This is a genomic window from Pseudoalteromonas sp. Isolate6, assembly GCF_022398435.1.
GTDB classification, from domain to species: Bacteria; Pseudomonadota; Gammaproteobacteria; order Enterobacterales; family Alteromonadaceae; genus Pseudoalteromonas; species Pseudoalteromonas galatheae.
This window is the reverse complement of sequence record NZ_JAKEVK010000021.1, coordinates 14,197-37,359: the sequence shown is the minus strand read 5'-3', so window position 1 is coordinate 37,359 and position 23,163 is coordinate 14,197. Positions and strand designations below refer to the sequence as shown.

At 43.9% G+C, this 23,163-nt stretch carries 21 protein-coding genes; 15 read left to right on the top strand and 6 right to left on the bottom strand.

Annotation, left to right across the window (positions count from 1 at the left end; all coding sequences use genetic code 11):
- Window positions 1–41: 41 nt before the first annotated feature.
- The 5 genes from cgtA to glsB all read left to right on the top strand — a co-directional run bounded on the left by cgtA (window position 42) and on the right by glsB (window position 3,903).
- Window positions 42–1,199: an Obg family GTPase CgtA gene (gene cgtA, locus L1D50_RS05145; RefSeq protein ID WP_128726807.1), complete on the top strand. Its 1,158-nt coding sequence runs from the start codon at window positions 42–44 to the stop codon at window positions 1,197–1,199.
- Window positions 1,200–1,379: 180 nt separating this feature from the next.
- A complete protein-coding gene (folA, locus tag L1D50_RS05140) occupies window positions 1,380–1,871 on the top strand; it encodes a type 3 dihydrofolate reductase (RefSeq protein WP_339143843.1) in 492 nt (163 codons plus the stop codon).
- Between the two features lie 79 nt (window positions 1,872–1,950).
- A complete protein-coding gene (locus tag L1D50_RS05135; protein ID WP_128726806.1) occupies window positions 1,951–2,322 on the top strand; it encodes a DUF3718 domain-containing protein in 372 nt (123 codons plus the stop codon).
- Window positions 2,323–2,542: 220 nt separating this feature from the next.
- Window positions 2,543–2,899 carry a ribosome-associated translation inhibitor RaiA gene (gene raiA / locus L1D50_RS05130; RefSeq protein ID WP_010374586.1) on the top strand — a complete coding sequence of 119 codons (357 nt, stop codon included), beginning with the start codon at window positions 2,543–2,545 and terminating at the stop codon, window positions 2,897–2,899.
- Window positions 2,900–2,985: 86 nt separating this feature from the next.
- Window positions 2,986–3,903 (top strand): glutaminase B, encoded by a 918-nt coding sequence (gene glsB / locus L1D50_RS05125; protein ID WP_128726805.1) that lies wholly within the window; start codon window positions 2,986–2,988, stop codon window positions 3,901–3,903.
- 90 nt (window positions 3,904–3,993) lie between these two features.
- On the opposite strand, the gene L1D50_RS05120 is transcribed toward glsB, so the two are convergent.
- Complete coding sequence (locus L1D50_RS05120) at window positions 3,994–5,298, bottom strand: inosine/guanosine kinase (RefSeq protein ID WP_128726804.1); 1,305 nt, start codon at window positions 5,296–5,298, stop codon at window positions 3,994–3,996.
- Window positions 5,299–5,557: 259 nt separating this feature from the next.
- Between L1D50_RS05120 and tadA the strand changes: the two genes are divergently transcribed.
- Window positions 5,558–6,058: a tRNA adenosine(34) deaminase TadA gene (gene tadA / locus L1D50_RS05115; protein WP_138524139.1), complete on the top strand. Its 501-nt coding sequence runs from the start codon at window positions 5,558–5,560 to the stop codon at window positions 6,056–6,058.
- Here tadA and L1D50_RS05110 read toward each other — a convergent pair.
- Window positions 6,055–6,237, bottom strand: a complete 183-nt coding sequence (locus L1D50_RS05110; protein ID WP_128726802.1) for a hypothetical protein — start codon at window positions 6,235–6,237, stop codon at window positions 6,055–6,057. The two genes, tadA and L1D50_RS05110, sit on opposite strands and share 4 nt — an antisense overlap.
- A gap of 127 nt (window positions 6,238–6,364) precedes the next feature.
- Window positions 6,365–7,795: a membrane-bound lytic murein transglycosylase MltF gene (gene mltF / locus L1D50_RS05105; protein WP_128726801.1), complete on the bottom strand. Its 1,431-nt coding sequence runs from the start codon at window positions 7,793–7,795 to the stop codon at window positions 6,365–6,367.
- A 201-nt stretch (window positions 7,796–7,996) separates the two neighbouring features.
- On the opposite strand from mltF, the gene purL reads away from it, so the two are divergent.
- From purL to L1D50_RS05085, 4 genes are all read left to right on the top strand, one after another.
- Complete coding sequence (gene purL / locus L1D50_RS05100; protein WP_239965639.1) at window positions 7,997–11,881, top strand: phosphoribosylformylglycinamidine synthase; 3,885 nt, start codon at window positions 7,997–7,999, stop codon at window positions 11,879–11,881.
- Between the two features lie 111 nt (window positions 11,882–11,992).
- A complete protein-coding gene (locus L1D50_RS05095) occupies window positions 11,993–14,545 on the top strand; it encodes a YdbH domain-containing protein (protein WP_239965638.1) in 2,553 nt (850 codons plus the stop codon).
- 3 nt (window positions 14,546–14,548) lie between these two features.
- A complete protein-coding gene (locus tag L1D50_RS05090; RefSeq protein WP_010374602.1) occupies window positions 14,549–14,728 on the top strand; it encodes a YnbE family lipoprotein in 180 nt (59 codons plus the stop codon).
- Between the two features lie 9 nt (window positions 14,729–14,737).
- A complete protein-coding gene (locus L1D50_RS05085; RefSeq protein ID WP_010607614.1) occupies window positions 14,738–15,058 on the top strand; it encodes a YdbL family protein in 321 nt (106 codons plus the stop codon).
- A 47-nt stretch (window positions 15,059–15,105) separates the two neighbouring features.
- Here L1D50_RS05085 and L1D50_RS05080 read toward each other — a convergent pair whose 3' ends face one another.
- On the bottom strand, window positions 15,106–15,648 hold the full coding sequence (locus L1D50_RS05080) for a DUF1415 domain-containing protein (RefSeq protein ID WP_239965637.1): 543 nt from the start codon (window positions 15,646–15,648) through the stop codon (window positions 15,106–15,108).
- A 3-nt stretch (window positions 15,649–15,651) separates the two neighbouring features.
- A complete protein-coding gene (gene waaA / locus L1D50_RS05075; protein WP_239965636.1) occupies window positions 15,652–16,920 on the bottom strand; it encodes a lipid IV(A) 3-deoxy-D-manno-octulosonic acid transferase in 1,269 nt (422 codons plus the stop codon).
- A gap of 145 nt (window positions 16,921–17,065) precedes the next feature.
- On the opposite strand from waaA, the gene L1D50_RS05070 reads away from it, so the two are divergent.
- From L1D50_RS05070 to hldE, 3 genes are read left to right on the top strand one after another with little or no spacing between them, the layout of a single operon-like run.
- Window positions 17,066–18,511, top strand: a complete 1,446-nt coding sequence (locus L1D50_RS05070; RefSeq protein ID WP_239965635.1) for a capsule assembly Wzi family protein — start codon at window positions 17,066–17,068, stop codon at window positions 18,509–18,511.
- A 40-nt stretch (window positions 18,512–18,551) separates the two neighbouring features.
- Window positions 18,552–19,148: an SIS domain-containing protein gene (locus tag L1D50_RS05065; protein WP_039491395.1), complete on the top strand. Its 597-nt coding sequence runs from the start codon at window positions 18,552–18,554 to the stop codon at window positions 19,146–19,148.
- Window positions 19,145–20,593, top strand: a complete 1,449-nt coding sequence (gene hldE / locus L1D50_RS05060) for a bifunctional D-glycero-beta-D-manno-heptose-7-phosphate kinase/D-glycero-beta-D-manno-heptose 1-phosphate adenylyltransferase HldE (protein WP_239965634.1) — start codon at window positions 19,145–19,147, stop codon at window positions 20,591–20,593. Before L1D50_RS05065 ends, hldE begins: the two co-directional genes overlap by 4 nt.
- On the opposite strand, the gene L1D50_RS05055 is transcribed toward hldE, so the two are convergent.
- The gene (locus L1D50_RS05055; protein ID WP_239965633.1) at window positions 20,590–21,303 is read right to left on the bottom strand and encodes a 3-deoxy-D-manno-octulosonic acid kinase; all 714 of its coding nucleotides are present in this window, start codon (window positions 21,301–21,303) and stop codon (window positions 20,590–20,592) included. The two genes, hldE and L1D50_RS05055, sit on opposite strands and share 4 nt — an antisense overlap.
- A gap of 107 nt (window positions 21,304–21,410) precedes the next feature.
- Between L1D50_RS05055 and L1D50_RS05050 the strand changes: the two genes are divergently transcribed.
- Both L1D50_RS05050 and gmhB read left to right on the top strand, forming a co-directional pair.
- Window positions 21,411–22,478: a glycosyltransferase family 9 protein gene (locus L1D50_RS05050; protein ID WP_128726792.1), complete on the top strand. Its 1,068-nt coding sequence runs from the start codon at window positions 21,411–21,413 to the stop codon at window positions 22,476–22,478.
- On the top strand, window positions 22,471–23,025 hold the full coding sequence (gene gmhB, locus L1D50_RS05045) for a D-glycero-beta-D-manno-heptose 1,7-bisphosphate 7-phosphatase (RefSeq protein ID WP_128726791.1): 555 nt from the start codon (window positions 22,471–22,473) through the stop codon (window positions 23,023–23,025). The genes L1D50_RS05050 and gmhB overlap by 8 nt, the downstream gene beginning before the upstream one ends.
- Window positions 23,026–23,163: the final 138 nt, after the last annotated feature.

Here is a 23,163-nt window from a genome sequence, read left to right as displayed (position 1 = left end):
AATGATGTAGTGAATTCAGGCAGAGTTAAAGAGTTTAAACCATGAAGTTTGTCGATGAAGTAGAGATTAGAGCGGAAGCCGGAGATGGGGGCAGTGGTGTCGTTTCATTTCGCCGCGAAAAGTTTGTGCCAGATGGTGGCCCAGACGGAGGTGATGGCGGTGATGGCGGGAGTGTATTCCTTGAGGCTGATGAAAACTTAAATACGCTTATCGACTATCAATTTGAACGCTTTCACCGAGCCGAACGCGGTACTAATGGTCAAGGCCGAAATTGCACCGGTAAGAAAGGCCAGGATTTGGTACTCAAAGTGCCTGTAGGTACTCGTGTTACTGATGTTGATACCGAAGAATGCCTTGGTGATTTAACCAAGCATGGACAAAAGCTGATCGTAGCGAAAGGTGGATATCATGGCCTTGGTAATACGCGTTTTAAGTCAAGTACTAATCGCGCACCAAGACAGAAAACCCTAGGTACTCAAGGTGAAATTCGTAACCTTCGCTTAGAATTAATGCTGCTTGCAGACGTCGGCTTGTTAGGTCTGCCAAATGCCGGTAAATCTACGTTTATCCGCAGTGTATCTGCTGCCAAACCAAAAGTCGCTGACTATCCATTTACCACGTTAGTGCCTAATTTAGGCGTTGTAAGACCTGAGGCGAGCAAGTCATTTGTCATTGCTGATATCCCAGGCCTAATTGAAGGTGCTGCGGACGGTGCAGGCCTTGGCATTCGTTTCTTAAAGCACTTAGAGCGCTGTCGAGTGTTATTGCACATTATTGATGTGATGCCGGTTGATGGTAGTGATCCTGTTGAGAATGGCTTCGCTATTATTAACGAGCTGCATCAATATAGCCCTAAATTAGCGGAAAAGCCTCGTTGGTTAGTGCTAAATAAAGTGGATTTGTTGCTTGAAGAAGAAAGAGAAGAAGTATGTGCCCGTATTGCTGAAGAGCTAGACGCTGAAAACTTTTATATGATCTCTGCTGCAAACAAGTTAAATACGCAACCTTTGTGCTTTGATATCATGAACCTTCTTGAAAGCATGCCAAAAGATAAATTCGAAGAAGAGCAGCAAGAAGAAGTTGAATTTAAGTGGGATACATACCACAGACATGCAACTAAAAATGATAAGGGCGATGATGATGACTGGGATGATTGGGATGACGACGACTACGATGTTGAAGTTATTTACGAGCGTTAAGCTGCATTGAGTTTATTTTAAAAGGCCCATTATATGGGCCTTTTTTATGCCTATTTGAACGGTATATTACTTCAACTCAGTATTCTCGCCGCAATTGTGTTGAAGATGATATACTAACCGAACATCTTGCATGCTAATTGCGTGTGAAAAACCAATACTAAAATACTATAAAGGTGCGTTGTGGTAATTTCAATGATAGCTGCGATGGCAAATAACCGTGTTATCGGAAAAGATAACGATATGCCGTGGCACTTGCCAGCAGATCTTCAACATTTCAAAAAGGTTACGCTAGGTAAGCCTGTGATTATGGGCCGAAAAACATTTGAGTCTATTGGTAGGCCGCTGCCGGGCCGCAGAAACATAGTGATATCCAGAAACCTTGACTACACTAAAGAGGGTATAGAAGTGGTCACTTCGCCTGAAGCCGCACTGAGTGCAGTTGAAGATAGTGACGAAATTATGATAATTGGCGGTGGTCATATTTATGACATATTCTTACCTTATGCTCAGCGGCTCTATTTGACCTTCATTGATTTAGAAGTTGACGGGGATACTCAATTTCCTGATTACGAGCAAGTTGCCGAATGGGAAGTGCTTGAAACTGAGTGTAACGAACCTGATGAAAGAAATAACCATAGTTATAAATTCGTAACTCTGAACAAAAAACTATGAGTTTCTTGCTAACAATTGTTTAGGTTGCTAAAATATAGCCAGTTATATGCTACGAATAAAGTATTAAAGGGTCTGTGTAATGAAATTAACTACCGTGCTACTGTCAGCTACTATCGCTGTTGCAGCTTTTTCTTTTAGCAAACCAGTAAGTGCAAACGATCAGTTGGCGCTTTCTATATGTGAATATATCGCTGCGGACGATAAAAATCGCATTCGTAACGTGTTGAAAACATCGCGCCTTAAAATGCGTAATGTTTACGATGCAATCCAGTGCAACGGTAACAACCTACTAAGACATGCTATTGCTAGCAACGCAAGTGATGCTGGTGAATACATTATTAAAAGTATTCCAAAAAGCGCATTAGAAGACGGTAAAGATTTAGCATGGGCTGAATCAAACCACGGTGGTTCAGCATTGATTGCTGTTATTAAAGAGCGTGCAGGCCTTTAATTGTAAAGTTTATGCAATATGAAAGAGCCCTTATTAGGGCTTTTTTTATGCCTGAGTTTTCTAACAATCCTAATTAGCGTGTAATTTTTCTACCTCTCTATTTTTTGATTAGAGTCAGCTTCCTTCCAATTTTTGTAATAAATTTCTGCTAGGGCTCTTGAGAAATCGAGCAATCGTGCCAATACTATTGTTAAGGGTAAACGCAAAAGAAGGATTGCATATGAAGATTAATTTATCTGGCCATCACGTAGATGTAACCGATGCTGTTAAAAACCACGTTCATGAAAAGTTTGCCAAGATCGCTAACCATTTCCCGTCGTTGTTATCCCTAGACATCATCGTCAGTAAAGAACACAAACAATTTTACACGGAGATAAGTACAAACTACGCAGGTAGCCGAATATCGGTAAAAGGTGAAGACGAAGTGATGTATCCTGCTATTGCTAAAGCGTCTAAAAAGCTCGATGCAGCGTTGAAGCACCGAAAAGGCCAGTTAAAAGCCAATAAACATCAGAAGCCGGTGAGTACAACGCCACCTATTGCGCACGAGATTATTCAGGAAATGGAGCTGAAATAATCTTAGTTTCAGATAAACATCAGGCCCTACGGGGCCTTTTTTGATACACTTCCTCAATCATCCTAGCTAGCCTTAATTACGAGCATATGCCAAATTACCAAGAAATTTTAGAACAGGCTGCGCAGCGAGTTCAACCGTTGTTACGCCAAGGCAAAGTTGCTAACTATATTCCCGCTTTAGCTGAGCAGCCATTAGAACAATTTTCTGTTTCACTGCATACGGTAGATGGCGAAACTTATAGTGCCGGAGATACTGAAGCCAAATTTACGATTCAATCAGTATCTAAAGTAATGACATTGACGTTGGCGTTACAGCGCTATGGCGACGAGCTTTGGAGTCGGGTAGGGAAGGAGCCTTCGGGTACTGCTTTTAACTCGTTAACTCAGCTTGAGTTCGAAAATGGTATCCCAAGAAACCCCTTTATAAATGCAGGTGCTATTGTAACTTGTGATGCACTTTACTCTCGTTTATCCGCTCCAATTCATACCATGCTAGAAAGCTATAGAGCGATGTCTGGTAACGACAAGCTGTGTATTAATAAGGTTGTGGCGCAGTCTGAGTATGATCACAGGTATAGAAATGCGGCGATGGCTTATTTGATGAAGTCATTTGGTAATTTTAATAATGAAGTTGAGGACGTGTTGTGGTCATATTTCAACTTTTGCGCAATTGAAATGAATACCACTGAGTTGGCGAAGTCATTTTCGTATCTGTCTAGTCAGGGATATTGCAACTTATCAAAACAGCGGATACTTACCAAAAAACAAACCAAGCAAATGAACTCGCTGTTATTTACAAGTGGTCTTTACGATGCCGCAGGTGACTTTGGTTATCGAGTAGGGATGCCTGGTAAGTCGGGTGTCGGAGGGGCAATAATCGCTATCGTACCTAACCGTTTTACAATTTCGGTATGGTCACCTGGACTTGATAAAGTTGGTAATTCTTTGGCTGGGATTGCAGCATTAGAGTATCTATCCAACGAACTTGGTACTGCTATTTTTTAAAGCCAAGGTATTTATACCAGCCAAGTTATAGAACATAAAAATAGCGACCGAAGTCGCTATTTTTACCAATCTTAAACGGTCTAAGGAGCGTTATTGTTCCCAGTATGATTGCTCTAGTGAGTCTTCACGCTCAGGTAGGCCTCTAGATAGCCTTGGTGAATGCTGAACGAGTACCTCATAGCTTGCACGGTTTGCATATTTACTTATCTGTGCCAGCGATGAATAAGTAATTGCACTTTGTTCATGTTTTGCTGAGTTTGGTACATTCAGCTTATGGTATTCATTGGCACAAATATCATGCAGAACAGCGGCAAGAGCGCAGTCACCTGCACCATTAGTATTCTTGATGATGTCTGGTCCACCCATATAAGGAGCGGTATGGCTGTATGCTCTGATAGGGTTCTCACACTGGGCTTTTTTCATTGCGCGTGAGAATTCGTAGCGATTAAATTCAGGAATAGCACCAGGCAGCAATGGGTATTCAGTCACACGCTTGCAGCAGTCATCAACATAACCCGCCATAAATAGCCCCTTGGGGCCCGCAGTACAAATGACCATATCAACCCAGTCCAATGCTTTATCCGCGGCGAGAAGTGGATCGCTAAAGCCTGTTATCGCCTCCCCTTCTTCTTCGTTCATCGCAAGGATATCAACATGTTTAGCAACGAAGTCAGCCCACCATTTTGGGTCTTGTTCAATTAAGAACTTAGTGCCAAGTGTTAATACAACGGGTACGCCAGCATTATTGGCATACTCAACCGCCTGCATCGTCGCTTGTGTCATGGTTTCGTCGCCACTCGTACGCATCAAGTAAGCGCTGATCACTAATGCCGAGGACTCTTCGATAAGCGTTTGGCAAATAGACTCAGGACGTAGGTGGTTCATTAACCCTGCGCTGATAGCAAAAGTACGCTCACCACTGTCATCAATAAGTGTAAAGCAACGACCAATGGGACCATCAACTGGCTGCAAGTAGTCCAGATCCACTCGGCTTGAGGTGTTACATAAAAATTTATAGGCGTAGCTGCCAATCTTTATGTTTTCACTCATCACCCCAAGTAGGACTGAGCGATCATCTGCTAGCACCGAATAGTTGTGCATGGTGTTACCTATGGTACCGCCGGCAAATTCATAGTCGATCATGTCATCACGTTTTAGCCTATCATAAAGGGCGTTGGTGACATCATTGTCTATCACTTGTGACATACCACGCTGTAAGTGGAACTCATCAAGAAAAGCTTGATCCACTTTCGCTTCGATATCAACGACGATTTGATCTATACCACAGATATAGCTCCTTTTTAGCCGATCATCAGCGTGTAACTGGTTAATAAGCGGATCTTTATCTTCCACCGGAAAATAGTGTTTATGCCTACGGCGTCCCGGAAATTTCATATTCTACCCGTGTGTTTTTGAGCTTACGAAATAAAAAAAGCGGCGAATTATAGCGTAAATCCAACCCTGTGAGCCACGGCAAAATTGCGAAAATTATCAATAATGTCCGCAAAATATTAAAAAGATGTTGGTAACATCCTGAGTTTGCTTATAAAAGCAGCTGTATTGGTGACTATGATTATTTAAGAATAGCAGCTTAACCAGAGCTCTGCTGGAGGTGATATACTCCATTTTAGATGAGGAAGATAATAAAATTACCATGTCAGAAGTAAAAGATGATCAATATTGGATGAAAGTGGCGTTAGCTTTTGCTGACAAAGCTGAAGCCGAAAACGAAATTCCTGTCGGCGCTGTTGTAGTGAAAGATGGTGAAATGATAGCTGCGGGTTGGAACCGTTCGATTACCTGTCATGATCCTTCGGCTCACGCTGAAATGATTGCCATTCGAGAAGCTGGCAAAGTCGTTGAAAATTATCGGCTGATAGATTGCACTTTATATGTGACGCTTGAGCCATGTCCTATGTGTGCCGGTTTACTGGTCCATAGTCGCTTAAGCAGAGTGGTGTTTGGGGCATCTGACGCAAAAACGGGCGCTGCTGGTTCGATAATGAACCTGTTACAGCATGAAAAGCTCAACCACCAATTAGAAGTTACATCGGGCGTATTGAGTGAAGTATGTGGCGAAAAGCTGTCTGCATTTTTTAAGCGCAGACGCCAAGAGATTAAAGCGGCAAAAAAATTGAAAAACGGTAGTACTTAGGGCTGTACTACCGCTGTGGCTGCTTTTGCATCCCTTTGCTCTTCCATTTGGATTAGCGCAAAAATACGATGGCGCAGGAGCATTTTGCGATGTGCATTTTTCATCATTACACGGCGACGATTTGGCGACGTATACTTAGTGTTACGTTTAAATTGATGATTCCGACGTCTTCTCAACATAGAACCTCCGAATGTGAGAGATTAGTTGGGGAAACTCCCCAGATATTAATTTAGTATAAATACGCTATGCTTGTGACAGATTTATGACCTTTTGAAGCATTTATCAAGCCAGCTTAGTAAATATTAATTACTGTTGCTTTTCGACTTCTCTGACTTTGTCTGGATTATCAACAGGAGTCGTTTGCGAAGAGGCTTTACTGCTGTCAGGTAGGAGTGCACCGTTATCTTCCAACCACACAAGTGCATCATAATAGCGGCGGATATTATCTACATACGTTACCGCGACATCACCACGAGCATATCCATATCTTGTATTTCGATAGTAGCGCTTTTTAGTAAGTAGTGGTAGTCGTTTTTTAACGTCTGCCCAGTTATTCGGATCGCCTCCTTGATCTGCAGTAATGCTACGCGCATCTCGCACATGTCCCCAGCCCACATTGTAAGAAGCAAGGGCAAGCCAAGTACTATCGGGCTGCTGTATTTCTTCAGGCATACGGTCAAATAAAATACGTAGATATTTGGCGCCACCTTCAATATTTTGCTGGGCATTAAGACGATTTGTCACGCCAACTCTTTTAGCTGTGGGTTGCGTTAACATCATGATACCGCGGACCCCTGTAGGAGACTTAGCTCTGGGATCCCACATCGATTCTTGATAGCTGACCGCAGCAAGTAGACGCCAATCGATATTGTGCTGTTTCGAATAACTTTTAAACCACTTGAGATAGGTTGGTAGGGTGCTATGTACAGCTTCGACAAACGCTAAGGTGTTTACATAATTAAACTCTTCGATATGACCAAAATACTTCTCTTCAAGCGTAGCCAGAAAGTTGTTTTGTTGTACTCGAGCGAAAAATGCAGGTAGCAATGCATATAACGAATCGTCTTTTTCGTTACGCATCATCCACGCCACATGTTCATCTTTTGTAACTGAAAACGCAATACTGACGGTCGGGTGGTAGCGCCTAAATAGGGCCAGTGAATGTGAGTCTGTAATAGTGTAGTCAATCTCTCCATCAATGATAGCCTGCAGCAGCTCTTCCTCACCTTTATCTGAGACAACCTCCCAACTCAAATGAGGATGGCTTGTTTTAGCCTCTTCAAGCGCGATAACATGATTGCTGTGTGCAAGTACTGTAATTGGCGCTTTAATATCATCAAAGTCTCTTGGCCACTCTCTGCCTTGTTTGTACACGAGCTTTTGACTGATCATTCTATACGTTGGGCCAAAACGATATTTCGCTGTTCTTGATGGGTGAAAGCTCACCGCGGAGGCAACGATATCTAGGTCTCCGGCATCTAGCCGTGCAAATAACTCATCTAGATTAAAGTAAGGAACGATGTGTAATTCAACACCAAGCTCATTGGCAAATTCACTCGCCAGTTCATATTCAAACCCTTGTTCTCCAGTAGTACCTTGATAGTAGTTTCCCGGGCCCGCAAGCGTGCCAACACGTAATACCTTATTTTGTTTTACATGTTGCAACTGATTAAGAGGGGCTTTGTCGCACCCAACTAAACAGATGGCAACAAAGCACATAAAGACGTATTTAAACATGACCTAGGTTCTCTTTTGCGCTTGAAATCTCAACTTACCGCAGCAAAATCATAATTGCAAAAGCCGAATTAACTTAAGGTAATGATAGATTTGCATGATATTTTCTAGTTTTGGCAAATTAGTGTTAATTCCGCGCGCTATTTCCACTATAATGAGCGCCCAAAGATATCGTTCAATCCTTAACCCCGGATGAAAATACCTATGTTAATCCTACGTGGTGCACCTGCACTTTCAGATTTCAAAGTCCAAAAGATCCTTAAAACCTGCGCTGCAGCTCAATTACCAGTTACCAATGTTTATGCCGAGTTCATGCATTTTGCTGATCTAACGGCTGAGCTTTCAGAGGCTGAGTTAACTAAGCTCAACAGCCTGTTAAAGTATGGACCAACTATTACGGAGCACACGCCAGAGGGCAAACTGATCTTGGTAACACCAAGGATCGGAACTATCTCTCCTTGGGCTTCTAAAGCGACAGATATTGCAAACAACTGTGGTCTTACGCAAGTACACCGTGTTGAGCGTGGTATTGCTTATTATGTTGAGGGTGAACTAACACAAGCTCAGTTCGACGAAGTTGCACAGTTACTTCATGACCGCATGACCGAATCTGTTCATGCAGAGCTTGATGATGCAGCTAAATTATTCCGCACGGAAACGCCTCGTCCAATGTCTTCAGTGGATATTCTTGGCGGCGGCCGTGAGGCACTTGCGGTTGCGAACGTTGAGCAGGGCTTTGCACTTGCTGATGACGAAATCGACTACTTAGTAGAGAGTTTTGAAAAGCTTGGCCGTAACCCTAATGACATCGAATTGTTCATGTTCGCTCAAGCAAACTCTGAACACTGTCGTCACAAAATTTTCAACGCTGATTGGACTATCGATGGTGTAGAACAGCCTAAGTCGCTGTTTAAAATGATTAAAAACACCTACGAAACCAATAGCGACAACGTACTTTCGGCGTATAAAGATAACGCCGCGGTAATGACCGGCTCTAAAGCGGGTCGTTTCTTCCCAAATACTGACGGCGAATACGCTTACCACGAGGAAGATATCCACATTCTTATGAAAGTGGAAACGCACAACCACCCAACGGCGATTGCCCCATTTTCTGGCGCATCAACAGGTTCAGGTGGTGAGATCCGCGATGAAGGTGCAACCGGTCGTGGTTCTAAGCCAAAAGCGGGTTTAGTTGGCTTCACGGTTTCTAACCTTCGTATTCCTGGTTTTGAGCAACCTTGGGAAACTAACTTTGGTAAACCAGGGCGCATTGTTAATGCACTAGACATCATGCTTGATGGCCCACTTGGTGGCGCTGCATTTAACAACGAATTTGGTCGTCCAAATCTATTGGGTTACTTCCGAACTTACGAAGAAAAAGTAGAAAGCCATAATGGCGCTGAAGTACGTGGTTACCACAAGCCAATCATGATCGCTGGTGGTTTAGGTAACATCCGTGAAGATCACGTGCAAAAAGGCTCAATCCCTGTAGGTGCTAAGCTAATCGCACTTGGTGGTCCTGCAATGAACATCGGGCTTGGCGGTGGGGCTGCTTCATCAATGGCATCTGGCCAATCAAACGAAGATTTAGACTTTGCTTCTGTTCAGCGTGAAAACCCTGAAATGGAACGTCGTTGTCAGGAAGTGATCGACAAATGTTGGCAGCTTGGTGATGATAACCCAATTGCGTTTATTCACGATGTGGGCGCGGGTGGTTTATCAAATGCATTTCCTGAGCTTGTCGACGACGGTGGCCGTGGTGGTAAATTCCAGCTGCGTAACATCCCGAACGATGAACCAGGCATGGCACCACACGAAATCTGGTGTAACGAGTCGCAAGAGCGTTATGTATTGGCAGTTGCAGCTGAAGACTTTGCTCGCTTTGAAGCAATTTGTAAGCGTGAGCGCGCACAATATGCAGTAATTGGTGAAGCGACAGAAGAGCGCCACCTAACAGTCGCTGATAGCCACTTTGATAATAATCCTGTGGACCTGCCACTAGACGTATTACTTGGCAAGCCACCAAAAATGCATCGTGACGTTGAGTCAAAGCGTGTAGTAGGTACAGCATTAGATACTGCTGGTATTGAGCTTGAAGATGCAGCTAAGCGTTTACTTCGCCTACCAACGATTGCTGAGAAAACATTCCTTATCACGATTGGTGACAGAACCGTAACAGGTTTGGTCGCACGTGACCAAATGGTTGGCCCTTGGCAAGTACCAGTCGCTAACTGTGCGGTAACGGCGGCAACTTACGATACTTACCACGGTGAAGCGATGTCGATGGGTGAGCGTACCCCAGCGGCACTGCTTAACTATGGAGCATCGGCTCGTCTAGCAGTAGCAGAAGCGTTAACTAATATCGCTGGTGCTAATATCGGTAGCCTCAACAACATTAAGCTTTCTGCAAACTGGATGGCGGCTGCGGGTCACCCAGGTGAAGATGCAGGTCTTTACGAAGCGGTTAAAGCGGTTGGTGAAGAATTATGTCCGGCATTAGGCCTTACAATCCCAGTTGGTAAAGACTCAATGTCGATGAAGACTCAGTGGGATGAGAATGGCGAAGAAAAGTCAGTGACTGCGCCATTATCACTTATCATCACTGCATTTGGTCGTGTTGAAGATATTCGCAAAACAGTCACGCCTGAGCTTCGTACAGACAAGGGTGAAACCAGCCTATTCTTACTTGACTTAGGTGCTGGTCAAAACCGTCTTGGCGCGTCAAGCTTAGCGCAAGTGTATAAGCAACTTGGCGACAAGACACCTGATGTTGACAGCCCTGAGCTGTTAAAAGGCTTCTACAATGCGGTACAAGCATTAGTTGAGTCTGGCAAGCTTATCGCTTACCACGACCGCTCTGACGGTGGTCTATTCACCACTGCTGCGGAAATGGCGTTCGCAGGCCACACAGGTGTGAGCATTGAATTAGATGCGCTGCAAGGTACAGACTTAGAAGTGCTATTCAATGAAGAGCTTGGCGCAGTATTGCAAGTTCGCAATGACGATATCGCTGCGGTTGAAGCGGTGTTTGCTGAGCACGGTATTGCTGATATTGCACATCGCATCGGTACGCTAAACAGTGAAGACAAGGTTATCTTTACTCGTGGCGGTCAGGCAGTACTTGAAAATACTCGCACAGAGCTTCGTACTATCTGGGCAGAAACCACTTACCAGATGCAAGCACTACGTGATAACCCAGATTGCGCGAAGCAAGAGTTTGACGCTAAATTCGATGACAAAGATCCGGGCCTAAACGTTAAACTAAGCTTTGATCTAAACGAAGATATCGCAGCGCCTTACATTGCAAAAGGGGTGAAGCCGCAAGTTGCTATCTTACGTGAGCAGGGTGTTAACTCACATATTGAAATGGCAGCAGCATTTAACCGCGCTGGCTTTGCGGCAATTGACGTACATATGAGTGATATCCTTGAAGGTCGCTTAACACTAGAGCAGTTCAAAGGCCTAGTGGCATGTGGTGGCTTCTCATACGGTGACGTTTTAGGTGCTGGTGAAGGCTGGGCTAAATCAATCCTATTCCATGACTCAGCACGCGAGCAATTCCAAGGCTTTTTCCAACGCCAAGATACTTTCAGCTTAGGTGTGTGTAATGGCTGTCAGATGCTTTCTACATTAAAAGAGCTGATCCCTGGCACGGAAAACTGGCCACGTTTTGTCACCAACAAGTCAGAGCGTTTTGAAGCGCGTTTCAGCTTAGTTGAAGTACAGCAAAGCCCGTCAATCTTCTTTGATGGTATGGCTGGCTCTCGTATGCCAATCGCGGTATCACATGGTGAAGGTCATGCTGAGTTTGCAAGTGAAGCAGCGGTACAAACTGCACTGAATTCAGGTTCAGTTGCTGTGAAGTTTGTCGATAACTACGGTGATCCAACCACTCAGTACCCAGCTAACCCGAATGGCTCTCCTGCTGGTATTACGGGCATGACGTCAACAGACGGCCGTGCAACTGTGATGATGCCGCACCCTGAGCGTGTATTCAGAGCAGTAGCAAACTCTTGGCACCCTGATGAGTGGCAAGAAGATAGCCCTTGGATGCGTATGTTCCGCAATGCGCGTAAGCTAGTAGGCTAACACGACATATATTTGAAAAAGGTCACTTCGGTGGCCTTTTTTATTCATAGCTCGATAATTATCTATCGGGTACACTGAAAGGGAAATAGCAATCATGTTTTAGGGATACGAATGAAAAAATGGCTTTGGAGCTTAGTGTTGATACTCAGTGTTTTAGTGGGTGTATACTTTGCCAGAGTCCCTTTGTCGCTCTGGGCCATTAAACATTTTATACCAGTTAATGAACTTCAGATCAGTTGTCTTGACTGGCGTTTGTCGAGCTTCAATCGTATCCATATTACAAAAGCATGTGTGCAGACGGATGCGTTTAATGCCCAGCTTTATGACGCGCAACTCAGCATGCAACAAGTCAATATTGAAAAAGCAGACATGCAACTTCTTCCGCCCAAAAAGTCAGGTGCAACTAAACCACAGCGCCTTGCGTTGCCACTCGACATCACCAGACCCAAAATGCATGTTGCTGAGCTGTCTATTTCTGGCGAGCCATTACCAAAGCCATTAGTTGTGTCGATTTCGGAGTCCGAACTGAATCAATTTGTAGTTTCAGGTGACATTGCTGCAGAAGTTACGTTGCAGCCAGAGCGTATTGCTGCAAATATTGACCTAAGTGGCAAGTACCTCAGTGCTTTGTTACCTCCTCAGATCCAAGCCCTTTCAGGAACTAGCAAACTTGAATTCGATGGTCTAGCTATGGACGCAGAGCTAGAACTTGAGACTTTAGTGGCGCTCGAACGGGTTGAGTGTAAAGGTAGTGCTGCGTATATAGGCGCTGTGTCAGGGCGGTATGATTTAGCCTCGCAGCAGGGGAAGATAGCACTTGCCGAGCCGATTTCAGCGAAATCAACGCTTAATTGTCTTACTTCTGAATATAACAAACTGTTACCGACCACTTGGCAGCTCCGTTTACCGAGTGAAATTACTATTTCTGCCGATTCAATCGCGACAGATTTACTTGAAGTGACAGGTAAAGATAAACCGTTACAGCTTGAAGTTAACGAGTTGGCAGTCGACTTAACTGAGCCTTTCGTCAATGGTGATATTCGCCTTGAATTTGCCGATGAAAAGTGGGGCGCGCATACACTGGCGGGAGCGCTTAATGCGCGGCCAAATTTTGTTGATATGAGCGGGGAAATCACAAGTGACCTTCAAAAGCTTACACTGCAAGATGTTATTGCTGAGAACCTTGAGCTCAATAGCCGCTTCAAAATATTGGGTGATCCAACCGAGCTAATTACAGTTGAGGCTCAGCCGAGCATATTCTCAACCCAGTTATCGACATCAGATTTGGTGATTGATAATCCATCTTTGACGTTTGACTTACATGCGCAGCTAGATGTGCCAAAACTCAAAAGTGGGCATTTACTACACAGAGTCTTACCTGAAGGAATGAGTTTTGCGATAACGCTTGATTCAACACTGCAAAACCTGAGTGTTGAGAATGTGACAGCAAAACAGAGTGCGTTGAGCGGGCGAGTTGTGCTTGAGCCTACACACGATTTTGATATCAACCTCACCTTAACCAGTACACAAATACAACAGCAGAATTACAAACTAAATGAGTTAGCGCAGACGCTCCACTGGCAAGGCTCAGTCGCGACAGGAGAAATCTTTTCAACCCTGTCTGGCGATACCAAGGTAGCAGAAGTTAACTTAGCCGATTTCAGTTTGAAAAACGTAAGCATTGATAGCAAAGGGCAGCAAAGCCGTGGATTGATGGCGTCACATGTGATTAATATTGATGGTGTCAAGGCGTTGCTTGAGCATCAATATTCAAGCTTAAAACATCCAGCACAATTACACGTGCCCAAGCAGCAGCTCACTCAACTTCAGCCATATATTGACGCGCTTTTACCGAACTTAAAAGTTACCCATGGTAACTTCTATGCAATACTCGAAGGGGATTTATCCACGCGCATATTTACCTTAGACGGGAGCGTTCAAAATGGCTCTGCGTTATTTAATGAACGGCTTATTCAAAATGCAACGATTGATGTCTTTGGTCTATTAAGTTCAGCAGATATTCAACTCAAGCCAACCACACTGAGCGTTGAAGAGTTGAGAGCTGGTGTTATCGTTCAAGCAATAACAGGCCAACTGCTCAGCGAAGCAGGCGTGGCTAAACTAAAAGATATTAACGCACAAGTTTTTGCCGGTAACGTGGGGGTTGATGAAGTTAGTTTGGTCCCAACGCCGCAGGTCGTTCGAGTATCGCTAGATAAACTGAGTTTAGATCTTATTGCCGCCTCTGGGCATGATGCAGGCGTTGAGCTGAGAGGGCTGATCTCAGGCAAGTTACCAGTACAAGTGTCTTCATCTGGGGTACGTATTGAATCTGGTCATATCCATAATGTTGGTGAAGGGCTGTTAAAGGTTGAAAACAATGCATCAATTAATGCGTTAAAAGAGCAGCAACCTAGCTTACAAACGGTGATTGGTGTACTTGACGAGTTGACCATTGAGCAATTGAGTAGTGGCGTAAATTTAAGTGAAGACGGCTGGTTGGACTTAGATGTTAAAATTACAGGAATTAACAAACTCCAACAACAACCAGTAAACTTTAACTATACACACTCAGAAAATGTGTTTACCTTATTACGAGCCCTACGCTTGAGCGACGAGATCACGCGCGAAGTGGAAAATGCGTTAAATAAAGAGGAGCGTTAGTGAATGAAATGGATGCTAGTGATATCAGCTTTATTGGTGTTGAGTGCTTGTACTCATAAGGTGCAAGTGGAAACCAAAGAGCCCATAACGATCAACTTAAATGTAAAAGTAGATCACGAGATCCGCGTGAAGGTGGATAAAGAACTCGACAACTTATTCAGCGAAGACAGTGAGCTATTCTAAGGAGGATTTATGAAGCTTAAAGCAATCTCTACCCTAATAATTGGGCTCAGTATGAGCTTCGCCGCATTCGCAATTTCTATTGACGATGCTAAATCACAGGGTTTGGTTGGTGAGACTACATCAGGCTATCTTGGTGTAGTAAAAAATGGTCAAGGCGTACAGCAGCTAGTTGATGAAGTGAATGAAAAGCGCAAACAGAAATACCAGCAATTAGCGAAAAAGAACGGGATCACGCTTGAGCAAGTAGAGGCTTTAGCGGCTAAAAAAGCGTATAACAAAACGCAATCAGGTCATTATATTCAAGTAAATGGCAGCTGGGTGAAAAAGTAATACTTCCAAAATCTTACAAGAAAAGGCTGGCTAAACCAGCCTTTTGACTATTTAGGCTTGTGGCATTGCTGAAGCAAATGCTGCCAAAACGCTTCCCCTTTTCGTCTTGCCAGACGAATATTATTTTCCGGGATCTGCTCCGGGTCGTCATATTCAGCTAATGCTTGAGCCATGCTTTCTTCGCGGATCAAGTGGAGTGTAGGATATGGTGCTCGGTTAGTGTAATTTGCCGCATCATGCTCATCGCTATCAGCGAAAACATAATCTGGGTGAAAAGTAGCAATTTGATAAGTGCCTTCAAACCCTTGCGCGACTAATAAAGCGTTTGCTAGGCCGACGAGATCCAAAAAGTCGTCAAAATTGCTAAAACCTTTATCAAATATAATTAGTGTTGTTTCTCGCTCTGGCTCATGGTTTAACCCTGAGCACTGCTCTAACATATCCATCACGGCATCGTCGTGGCTTATCGCTTGAGACACGAAATAATGAATGCTGTTACTTTCGACTTCCTGTCGAGCAAACGGGCAAAAGTTGTATTTCACAATGACTTGGCTAACCCAGTTTTGCATTGTAGAGATGACTGTATTCATGAATTATTCCAAGCTCTTATTGATTAGTTTCATGGTTTTAGCAATAGCCCCGGTATTTTCAACTAGTACCGATTGAGCGTTAGCACCGATTTGCATTCGAAGCGATTTATCTTCAAATAGAGTAATAATTTCAGCCGCAAGCTTGTCCTCATCATCGACTACGATGGCACCTTGTTGCGCGATAAGTTGAGGATATATATGCGCAAAATTATAGGTATGTGGGCCAGTTAAAATAGGTACGCCGTGAGCCGCCGCTTCTAGCGGGTTATGACCGCCGCGCGCAATCAAGCTACCACCAATATAGGCGATATCGGCACTGCCAAATAGCCACTTTAATTCCCCTAAAGTATCCGCTAACAAGACCGAGGCTTCTGTGTTTATGTTGTCGCTGCTCTTTCTGGTAAAAGCGATCTCTTGCTTACTGAGGTGGTCAGCAACTGCTTGAAACTGCTCGGGATGACGAGGCGCGATAATGAGTAACGCATTACTTACTTGCTTTAATACTCGCTGATGTGCAGCGATGACTTGTTCATGCTCCTTAGGGTGCGTAGATCCAGCAAGCCAAATTAACCGCTCGGGGTAATTTGCTTGAAACTGTTTTGCCTTTGCAGTTTCTTCTTCAGTGACTGAAATATCAAACTTGATTGAGCCGGTAATGTGAAGTTTAGATTGAACAAGCCCAAGCTTGATAAAACGCTCGCCGTCTTCTTCATTATGGGCTGCAAGCAGATCTATGTTGTGCATTAAGCCTTTCGTTAACCAAGCGTGCTTTTTATAACCTTGGTATGACTTTTCAGAGAGTCTGGCATTGACTACCAAGGTTTTACATTGGTTTTGTTTGGCATAATGAAAAAGATTAGGCCACAGCTCAGTTTCCATCACAATAAGGAGTTTGGGCTTCAAGGTATTGAAAAATTTTCTGACCGCAAAAGCAAAATCTATAGGTAAATAACAGACATGTACTTGTATATTGCTGTGAAAAGCTTTTGTTATCTCTTCTCTACCTGTTGGGGTGTTACAAGTGACAATGATTGGAGCTGCAGCTTGTTCTTTAAGTACTGATTTTATGAGAGGTGTGGCTGCAAGCACTTCACCAACGGAGGCGCAATGGATCACAACAGCATGTGGCGGCAGCTTGTTTAGGTTAAAGCCTAAACGCTCTGTAAAATAAGCTCGATAGTCAGGGTTTTTCCTACCTCTAATAAAATACAGATAACTCAATAAAATAGGTGCTAATACTAGCAACAATAAGGAATATAGTCGGCGCGCCATAGGAGTCGCTTAAGCTCAAAAATCAGTATTTTACCTTGTTCCTGGGCGAAATTGAATGAACAACACAATTTTACACAGCTCAACAGATGCCTATGGGCTTTTGGTTTGGTAGTATTTAGCGCATTAAAAGTAATGGAATAACAAAATGAATTTAGCTCGAGTACTCGCTTGCTGTAGTTTATTAGCTTCGAATCTCGCTTTTGCGAGCCCAACAGCCTATTTACCCATTGGGCAAGATCCGCTGTTGGAATATCAAATCGATAAAATGTTTGCGTTGACCGTTGGTACGCCTATGGCAAAGCCTTACCGTATCAGTGAAATCAAGATGCATTTGATGAAGCTTAGGCATATTGACGCCACATTACAACAGAGTATTAGTCAGGGAATTGCACCTTATTTGCAGGATGATGCGTTGACGCAAAGGTCGATAACACTACGTGTTGATAGTGGTGAGGAAAAACAAATTGCCAACGACAGAGGTAATTACAGCGGTGAGTATGCTGAATTGGGGCTCGGTGGTGTTTGGCGAGGAGGCGACTCGAGTATTCTACAAATTGGTGCTGAGTATCGAGTAGATGCAAACAAACTTGTTCCATACAATACTTTTTATGGCATGTCCTACGGTAATTTGCAGCTTAATTTAGGATATAAAGAACATTGGTTTTCACCATTTAAGCATTCGGCTCAGGTATATTCTAATAACGCTAGACCTTCATTATCAGCTTCTTTGGGTTTAGTTGTGCCTATTCGAAATTGGTGGAACTTCGATTTTGAGTTGTTTTATTCTGAACTTGAGAAAGTCCATGACGGGATTCGTTTTCAAGGCACGCTTCACGATGGAACACCTAAAATAGCGGGTAGTCACTTTAGTATAGAGCCATTAGCTGGATGGAAAATCGGTCTAAACAGAGTCATGCAATTCGGAGGCGGGCCTAGAAAAGTAGATTTTAAGGACTTTGTTAAGGCATATTTTGACCCTGTTGGAAACGATAATAAGATAGGTGATCTCACTCAAGATGATGAACTGGGCGATCAATGGGCAACTATCACGACCAGCTTTACCACAAATTACGGCACTCAAGCACAATGGTATTTAGAATACGGTGGTGAGGATAGCAATAACCATAAAAACTATTTGTTTGGTAATACGGTTGTCAATGTTGGCGTTTTTCTCCCTCAAATGACTTCAACGACTTCATTACGCTATGAGTTTACTGATATGGAAAGCTTATGGTATGTAAACGAAATTTACGATACTTATGGCAATACGATCGACGGATTTGGCGTTGGGCATTTTGCTGCAAACCATCGCCAGTTCGGTGATGGTGCACCGACGCAAATTCACGTTTTAGAAGGTACTTACCAATCAGATTATCGTTCATTATGGAGAGCTAAACTTTCAGTTATCGATAATGAAAGTAATTATTTGAATGAACTTGGTGAGCTTGGCGCAGAGTACGAACGTGGCTACGAGTTTGAGCTGGCACATATTGGTGAAGCCTATAGCAAGCAAATCGAAACGAAATTAACCTTGGGTAAAGATGTCTTCGGTGAGAATTACACTTGGTTATCAGTCCATGTATACTGGTAAGTATCACGCGGGACAAGCATAGAATAGTTTAGGAACAAATATGTCATTGAATGAACAAGTAGCACAAAGCTACTTCGCAAGCTTACAGCGCCATGTTGATGTTTTTGAAACAATGGCAAACTATCACCAAGAATGTGTTGAGCTACTTGAAGCATGCCAAAGCACGTTAGCAGCCGGTGGTAAGGTCATTTGGTTTGGTAATGGTGGCAGCGCGGCAGATGCGCAGCACCTAGCTGCAGAATTTGTGGTGCGTTACAAATTAGAGCGCGGTCCTTTGGCTTCGATTGCATTAACTACCGACACCTCAATTTTGACTGCGCACAGCAATGACTATCACTTTGACTCCGTATTTGAGCGTCAGGTTCAGGCACTTTGTAAACCGGAAGATATGGTGATTGGGTTAACCACATCAGGTACGAGCCCTAATATCAATTTGGCACTTCAAGCCGCAAATGAAATTGGCGCGTTTACCGTGGCACTGACTGGTAGAACTGGTGGCAAAGTGAAGGATATTGCTAAATTACCGATTATTATCGCAAACGACGAGACAGCGCGTATTCAAGAAGCGCATATGTTTATTGGTCACTGGCTATGCGAAGCGGTCGATATGCTGGTTGCGGCGGAGCAAAAGGCATGAAGTTAACGGCGCTTCAACAGCTAAATCAAGCCAAGGTATTGGTGGTTGGCGATGTGATGTTGGATAGATATTGGCATGGAGATACCGGGCGCATTTCTCCTGAGGCTCCAGTGCCTGTGGTGAAAGTCAGCGCATTGGAAGACAAAGCTGGTGGTGCGGCGAACGTTGCCAAAAACATCGCTCACCTAGATGGTAAAGTGGGTTTGCTTGGGCTTATCGGCGAAGATGATAATGGCAAAACGCTTGAGGCTATCCTTACCAAAGAAAACATTGAATCTAGCCTAGTTAACGTCGTTGAGCTGCCGACTATCGCAAAAATGCGTGTGATCAGCCGTCATCAGCAAGTAGTCCGACTCGATTTAGAAGAGCCCTTTCAGTTATCTCACAGTCAACTCCTGCTTGAGCGTCTGAAACAAGAAGTTGATAAGTATGACTTTGTGTTGTTTAGCGACTACAACAAAGGCGCTTTGTGCGCCATTTCAGAAATGATTGCGGTGGCTAAAGGTGCCGGTAAAACGGTACTTATTGACCCTAAAAATAGTGACTTGAGCCTCTATCAAGGTGCTGATTTTATCACGCCTAACTTAAACGAATTTAAACTTGCTGGTGGAGATATAAGCAGCGAGGAGGCACTCACCTCTAGTGCGCGTGAACTGCTGAAAACATCGGGGATCGGCGCTATGTTGCTGACGCGCTCCGAGCAAGGCATGTCTTTGATAACCAATACTGAAAAGTTTGATTTCCCAGCTCAAGTACAGGAAGTAAGTGATGTTACGGGAGCTGGCGATACCGTGATCGCCACGCTGACGACGATGTTAGGCGCAGGAATGTCAGCTAAAGACGCGGTGGAAGTTGCAAATATTGCCGCAGGCATTGCCGTGAGTAAGTTAGGTGCTGCAACGGTGTCACCGGAAGAGTTGAGTCGCAAACTGGGTCAATATCTTAGAGAAACGGGCGAGCACTACCAAACACCGTTTGAAGAAGTGCTTAAGCATATTACTTTTGCCAAGCAAAACGGCGAAACCATTGTGTTTACCAACGGCTGCTTTGATATTCTCCATGCAGGCCATGTGCGTTATTTAGCGCAAGCTAAAGCGATGGGTGACAGACTCGTCATTGGGTTAAATAATGATGAATCAATCTCGCGTCTTAAAGGGCCTGAACGCCCAATCAATCCATTGAAAGAGCGAGCCATGGTGTTATCTGCACTCGCTTCTGTGGATTGGGTTATTCCGTTTGGCAGTGTTGAAGAAAATGACACACCAGCTAAGTTGATAGAAATGGTCAGCCCTGACATTTTGGTCAAAGGTGGTGACTATAAAGTGGAGGATATTGCTGGCGCAGAGCATGTGCTTAATCAAGGTGGAAAAGTCGAGGTGTTAGCATTTTTGGATGGCTGCTCGACTTCCAATGTGATTAAAAAGGCACAGTTACAAAAGAGTTAACGTGCGCTGTGGTAGGCTTTTGTTAACACTTGCCATTGATTTTCATCAAAATAAAAGGCCGGCCATTTGCCGGCCTCTTTTTTAAATGAACGTTGCAAACGCTCCATGTTTGCGTGCTGCCAATTTGGGTTTGGCTGCATGATTTTGCCCTTATCAAAATCAATTAGAAATACTTTGCCGTTGGCATCAAACAAAATATTGTTGATGTTCAAATCATCATGATAGGCTCCGGCTCGATGAAACTGAGCAATGGTGTGGCCGATACTTTCCAGTTCATTTGCACTAAGCGCTCTTGCTTGCAAAACTTCGCAAACACTGGTGGCTTCAGGCACCGCTTCGGTCAAAATATCTGCACGATAAATACCAAAATGAAGCGAAATTCTTGCGCCAAGTGGTGTTGGAACTGGTAAACCCATTAGCTGTAATTGCTCTAGCAAAGCAAACTCTTGATATACGCGAGTATTTTCTAGTTTGGTGAAAATATACTGATCACTCAACAGCTTGCCGATTAAGCCACCGCGATAATAGTGTTTGAGTACCGCTATGCCTTGATTAAACCGTACGAACCACGCCGTTGCTCGGCCTTCTTTCGAGCCGACAATCGCATTATTTTTCTGCCAATATTCAGGGTTAAACATTTCTTCTGAAATATCATAATCTAGGGCTGAAGGCGTTAGTAAATAGCTATGCGGCTGTTTGGTGATTTGCACAATATAGGATTCTTAAGAGTCAATTGTGACATTCTAACGATTTTTCACCCTCAGTGAAACTTGCAAACTTGTTTGATTAATTTAAGATCAAGCGCTTGTTACTTTCCATGAGAACTATTGTTTTGAGCAAATCCTTGACCTCTATTTGTATTTTGCGACTTTCTGCGATTGGCGACGTGTGCCATGCCGTGAGTGCTGTACAGGCGATCCAACGTGCACATCCGCAAGCGAAAATTACGTGGGTGATAGGAAAAGTAGAAGCTATGTTATTGGCTGACTTACCCGGTGTTGAGCTCGTCGTATTTGACAAAAAACAGGGTAAAGCCGCGCTCAAGGCGTTAAAGGCAAAGTTCAAAGGGCAAAAGTTTGACGTATTACTACATATGCAGGTTGCGTTAAGAGCCAATCTTGTTGCACGAGTTATTCCTGCAAAGCAAAAAATAGGCTTTGATAAAGGGCGCTCAAAAGAGTTACACAGCTTGTTTATTAATAAGCGGATCGCACCTCAACAGTCGCCACATGTGCTCGAAGGTTTCCAAAACTTTGCCCGTGCAATTGGGGCTGAGTGCGGTGAGCCGACATGGCAGATGCCAGTGACGGCAGCTCATCAAGCTGCGGCAAAATCGCTATTACCTGAAGGTAAGGTGTTTGTAATATCCCCCGCGGCAAGTAAAGCTGAGCGCAATTGGCTTCCTGAGCGGTATGCTAGGGTTGCAGATCATGCTGCTGCATTAGGGTTTCAGGTGGTGATAACGGGTGGTCCAACGGAGCTTGAGCAAAATTTAGCAGCCGAAATTCAACAACACAGCCAAGCTGAGTTATTAAACTTAGTGGGAAAAACTGACTTGAAAACCCTACTTTGTGTGTTGGAGCAAGCCGAATTGGTGCTAGCACCTGATACCGGACCTGCTCATATGGCAGTGACAGTCGGAACGCCGGTGATTGGTTTGTATGCTCACTCCAATCCAACTCGCACAGGGCCATACCTGTATCAAGACTATGTGGTTGAGGTTTATCATCAAAACCTCATTGCGCAAAAGGGCAAAACCGCAGACCAATTACCCTGGGGAACACGGGTAAAAGGTAGCGAACTCATGTCTCAAATTTCCGTTGATGCTGTAATTACGATGTTTGAGCGGGTAATAGAAGAACAGGGGATTGTGACAAATGCATAAGGCTGTATTTTTAGACAGAGATGGCGTTGTTAATAAAGATCACGCCTATGTTCATAAAATCGCGGATTTTGAGTTTATTGACGGGGTATTTAGTGCCTGTCAAGCATTTAGCAAAGCCGGTTATAAAATTGTGATCGTGACGAATCAGTCGGGCATTGGTCGAGGTTATTATGATGAAGCACAATTTCACGCCTTAAGCGAGTGGATGTGCGCGCAGTTTAAGGCACATGGTGTTGACATCGCTGGTGTTTATTTTTGCCCTCACCACCCTGAAAAGGCACAAGGCCGATATAAAGTAGAGTGTGACTGTCGTAAACCAGAACCCGGAATGCTGCAACAAGCGATAGCCGAGCATGACTTGGATCCCAAGCAAAGTATTATGATTGGTGATAAAGTCTCAGACATCAAGGCTGCCCGCGCTGCTGGCGTAAAAACAGCCATTTTAGTTGAGTCTGGGCAGAGTTTTAGTCAAGAGCAACAACAGCTCGCGGATAAAGTATGTGGTTCGTTGGCGGAGGTACCAGCCGCACTATGTTTGTCTGAGTAAAATAAAGTTTGCTGCCAGTTGTCGCAAATCGTGCATTTATTGTGTGAACCTTTTAAAATAAAGATATCTTTTTACGTACTAGGTATGATTGAATTGGTACGTTCCAATTAACTTGAGCTAATAAGCTTAGGCGTTAAC

Bases quoted from the DNA above. Each gene is read 5' to 3' on its own strand.
- purL (WP_239965639.1), top strand. From the start codon at position 7,997: ATGTTAATCCTACGTGGTGCACCTGCACTTTCAGATTTCAAAGTCCAA.
- L1D50_RS05110 (WP_128726802.1), bottom strand. From the start codon at position 6,237: ATGTTGAGAAGACGTCGGAATCATCAATTTAAACGTAACACTAAGTAT.
- L1D50_RS05095 (WP_239965638.1), top strand. From the start codon at position 11,993: ATGAAAAAATGGCTTTGGAGCTTAGTGTTGATACTCAGTGTTTTAGTG.
- L1D50_RS05065 (WP_039491395.1), top strand. From the start codon at position 18,552: ATGTCATTGAATGAACAAGTAGCACAAAGCTACTTCGCAAGCTTACAG.
- waaA (WP_239965636.1), bottom strand. From the start codon at position 16,920: ATGGCGCGCCGACTATATTCCTTATTGTTGCTAGTATTAGCACCTATT.
- cgtA (WP_128726807.1), top strand. From the start codon at position 42: ATGAAGTTTGTCGATGAAGTAGAGATTAGAGCGGAAGCCGGAGATGGG.
- hldE (WP_239965634.1), top strand. From the start codon at position 19,145: ATGAAGTTAACGGCGCTTCAACAGCTAAATCAAGCCAAGGTATTGGTG.
- L1D50_RS05120 (WP_128726804.1), bottom strand. From the start codon at position 5,298: ATGAAATTTCCGGGACGCCGTAGGCATAAACACTATTTTCCGGTGGAA.
- L1D50_RS05085 (WP_010607614.1), top strand. From the start codon at position 14,738: ATGAAGCTTAAAGCAATCTCTACCCTAATAATTGGGCTCAGTATGAGC.
- L1D50_RS05090 (WP_010374602.1), top strand. From the start codon at position 14,549: ATGAAATGGATGCTAGTGATATCAGCTTTATTGGTGTTGAGTGCTTGT.
- L1D50_RS05080 (WP_239965637.1), bottom strand. From the start codon at position 15,648: ATGAATACAGTCATCTCTACAATGCAAAACTGGGTTAGCCAAGTCATT.
- L1D50_RS05135 (WP_128726806.1), top strand. From the start codon at position 1,951: ATGAAATTAACTACCGTGCTACTGTCAGCTACTATCGCTGTTGCAGCT.
- raiA (WP_010374586.1), top strand. From the start codon at position 2,543: ATGAAGATTAATTTATCTGGCCATCACGTAGATGTAACCGATGCTGTT.
- L1D50_RS05050 (WP_128726792.1), top strand. From the start codon at position 21,411: ATGAGAACTATTGTTTTGAGCAAATCCTTGACCTCTATTTGTATTTTG.
- L1D50_RS05070 (WP_239965635.1), top strand. From the start codon at position 17,066: ATGAATTTAGCTCGAGTACTCGCTTGCTGTAGTTTATTAGCTTCGAAT.
- glsB (WP_128726805.1), top strand. From the start codon at position 2,986: ATGCCAAATTACCAAGAAATTTTAGAACAGGCTGCGCAGCGAGTTCAA.
- tadA (WP_138524139.1), top strand. From the start codon at position 5,558: ATGTCAGAAGTAAAAGATGATCAATATTGGATGAAAGTGGCGTTAGCT.
- gmhB (WP_128726791.1), top strand. From the start codon at position 22,471: ATGCATAAGGCTGTATTTTTAGACAGAGATGGCGTTGTTAATAAAGAT.
- mltF (WP_128726801.1), bottom strand. From the start codon at position 7,795: ATGTTTAAATACGTCTTTATGTGCTTTGTTGCCATCTGTTTAGTTGGG.